At 45.7% G+C, this 3,683-nt stretch carries 2 protein-coding genes; both read left to right on the top strand.

What is annotated here, in order from left to right; all coding sequences use genetic code 11:
* Positions 1–2,793 (top strand): helicase-related protein (locus tag ACYPWY_RS15690; RefSeq protein WP_459686486.1); only part of this gene is annotated, 2,793 nt, incomplete at its 5' end.
* On the top strand, positions 2,790–3,683 hold an 894-nt coding region (locus ACYPWY_RS15685), incomplete at its 3' end, for a phosphoadenosine phosphosulfate reductase family protein (protein WP_459686485.1). The genes ACYPWY_RS15690 and ACYPWY_RS15685, both read left to right, overlap by 4 nt.

Below are 3,683 nucleotides of genomic sequence, written 5' to 3'. Positions count from 1 at the left end.
TATGACGGCTCGCACCAGACTTTCCCCAACCTTGACTTGAAAGCGTTGGGCATTCCCGGTTTGTACCAAAGCCAGAAAGATGCGATATGGATGCTGAAGATGAACGGCGGAGGGATATGCGACCACGAGGTGGGGGCAGGCAAAACCCTGATAATGTGCTGCGGGGCGTATGAAATGAAACGTTTGGGACTTGCCAACAAGCCGATGATAATCGGACTGAAAGCCAACGTTCACGAAATCGCCGCCACATTCCGCAAGGCGTACCCCAACGCGAAAATCCTCTATCCGGGCAAGGAGGACTTTACCCCGAAAAACCGCCAAAAGATTTTCAACGACATAAAAAACAACAGTTGGGATGCCGTGATTTTAACACACGACCAATTCGGGAAAATACCCCAATCGCCTGAAATCCAAAAGCAAATTCTGGAAAAAGAACTGGAAAGCGTTGATGAGAATTTGCAGGTATTGCGCGAACAGGGTAAGGAAATTTCAAGAAAAATGCTCAAAGGCGTTGAAACTCGAAAGGAAAATCTGGAAGTCAAAATCAAGGCGCTGACCGAGCAAATCAAAAACCGCACGGACGACATTGTGGATTTCAAACTGATGGGCATTGACCATATTTTTGTCGATGAATCGCACCGCTTCAAAAACCTGATGTTCAACACCCGCCACGACCGCGTGGCAGGTCTGGGTAATCCCGAAGGCTCGCAACGCGCCCTGAATATGCTGTTTGCACTTCGGACAATCCAAGAACGGACAGGTAAGGATTTGGGCGCAACTTTTTTGTCAGGCACAACCATAAGCAATTCATTGACGGAGTTATACCTTTTGTTCAAATACCTGCGCCCGCAGGAAATGGAACGGCAGAATATCAACAGTTTTGATGCGTGGGCGGCAGTTTTTGCCCAAAAGAACAGGGATTATGAATTTTCCATTACCAACGAGATTGTACAGAAAGAACGGTTCAGATACTTTATCAAAGTGCCTGAATTAGCCGCTTTCTATTCCGAAATTACCGATTTCCGCACGGCAAAGGATATAGGCATAGACCGTCCCGAAAAGCATGAAATTTTGCACAATATCCCGCAGACACCACAGCAGCAGGAGTTTATCAAAAAACTGGTTGCCTTTGCCAAAAGCGGCGATGCCACCCTGTTGGGACGCGCACCGCTCGAAGGCGGGGAAAAGGACGCCAAAATGCTGATAGCAACCGATTATGCACGAAAAATGTCGCTGGATATGCGCATGATTGATAAAGGCAAATACGATGACCATATTGATAACAAGGCTTCGCATTGTGCCATGAAAATTGCCGAATACTACAAAAAGTACGACAAGGAAAAGGGAACGCAGTTTGTTTTTTCCGATTTGGGAACATACAAGCCGGGCGAATGGAACGTATATTCCGAAATCAAACGCAAATTGGTGGAAGACCATAAAATACCCGCTCAAGAAATCCGCTTTATTCAGGAAGCCAAGACCGAAGTTGCCCGCAAAGCCATGATACAGGCAATGAACGACGGGCATATCCGCGTGATATTTGGCTCAACGGAAATGCTTGGCACAGGCGTAAACGCACAGAGGCGAGCCGTAGCCGTCCACCATTTGGACAGCCCTTGGCGACCAAGCGATTTGGAACAAAGGGAAGGACGCGCTATCAGAAAAGGCAATGAAATTGCCAAACTCCACGCCGACAATAAGGTAGATGTAATTATTTACGCAGTAGAAAAATCATTGGACAGTTACAAATTTAATCTTTTGCACAACAAGCAACTGTTTATTACGCAACTCAAAACCAACAATATGGGCAGCCGCCGTATTGACGAGGGCAGCATGAGCGAGGACAGCGGCATGAACTTTTCGGAATATGTAGCGATTTTGTCGGGAAATACCGATTTGTTGGAAAAGGCAAAATTGGACAAGAAAATCGCCGCCCTCGAAAGCGAGCGGCAGGGTTTTAGCAAAAACAAGGCAATATCCGTGCATAAACTGGAAGATATTGTCCGCACGGTGGACGGAAATACGGAATTAATCGCCCGAATGAAAGGTGATTGGGAAACTTTTAACAGCCGCGTACAACACGACAAAGAGGGTAACAAACTCAATCCGCTGAAACTCGACGGCGTGGAAAGCGCCGATGTAAAAACCCTTGCCGCCAGACTTGCCCATATCAGCGACCACGCCACTACGCACGGCGAACACTACCCAATCGGCGAACTGTACGGCTTTAAATTATTGGTTAAAACCGAAGACAGCATGAAAGAAGGTTTGTTTATGAAGGAAAACCGCTTTTTCATTGAAGGCGAGGGACATATCAAGTACAATTACAACAACGGTCATATCGCGAGCGACCCAAAATTAGCGGTCAATTATTTTCTTCACGCACTCGAAAAAATTCCCTCGCTGATGGAAAAGTACGAAAAAGAAAATATAAAACTGTCTGCCGACCTGCCTGTTTTGCAGGGTATTGCTCAAACAACATGGCGCAAGGAAGACGAATTGAAAACCCTCAAATTGGAACTTTCGGCATTAAACAGGCAAATACAGCTTTCGCTGAAACCTATTGACACAGGCGAAGATAAACCCGAAAAAAGACAGGAAAAAGAACAACCGCTAAATGATACTCAAAAAGCCGTTCAGGAAATCCACGACCTGATGTCGGGCAAAATGAAACCAAGCGATATAACGCCCATACCCAACCGTTTGCAGGAATATAAGGAAGCAATGGGCGACAGGCTGGTTATAGCAAGTATGCCAAAGCATGAAAACGACAGGAAAGGGTTTAAACTATGACGCATGAAGAATTGAAATATCGTCAAAGCTGGACACTGGAACAGAAGATAGACCACAGCGTTGGCGTTGTATCTGCATTTTTGGCAAAGGTTGGCGACAAGGGATACGTCAGCTATTCGGGAGGGAAAGACAGCGGCGTAATGATGGACATAATCCGGCGTTTTGTGGATAAATCTATTCCCGCCGTTTTTTGCAACACCGGCAACGAATATCCCGAAGTCGTAAAATTTGTGCGTGAAACGGAAAATCTAACCGTTATCCGTCCCGAAATCCATATCCGGCAACTGATTGAAAAATACGGCTTTCCATTAATCAGCAAGGAACAAAGCCAATACATACGGCAAGCCAAACACACAAACAGTGAAAAATTACGCAATATCCGCTTGAATGGAAGTATTAACGGCATCGGAAAAATTGCCGAAAGATGGAAGTTTTTGATTGACGCGCCTTTTGATGTTTCAGAGCGGTGTTGCTATTTTTTGAAGAAAAAGCCATTTGTCAAATTTCAAAAGCAGACGGGCTTGTTTCCTCTTATCGGTACAATGGCGGGTGAAAGCCGTCTGCGTTTGCAAAAATGGCTGCAACACGGCTGTAATTCGTTTGAAACAAATACGGTTGCGAGTTATCCATTATCAATATGGACGGAACAGGATATTTGGGCCTATATCCGCAAATTCAATTTGCCGTACAGTCCGATTTACGATTTGGGACTGCGGCGGACAGGCTGCCTATTTTGCGGGTTCGGCTGCCACATTAAAGGCGACAGCCGTTTTTACTTTCTCAAAGAATACAAACCGAAGATTTACGAACATTTTATGCAAATGCGGAACAATGGTATAACCTACAAAGAGGCGTTGCGCTTTTGCGGGATTGACTTTCCGGACGGAACG

The organism is Viscerimonas tarda, from assembly GCF_054601255.1.
Note: the sequence above shows the minus strand (reverse complement) of the source record. Positions and strands in the feature narration are given on the sequence as shown.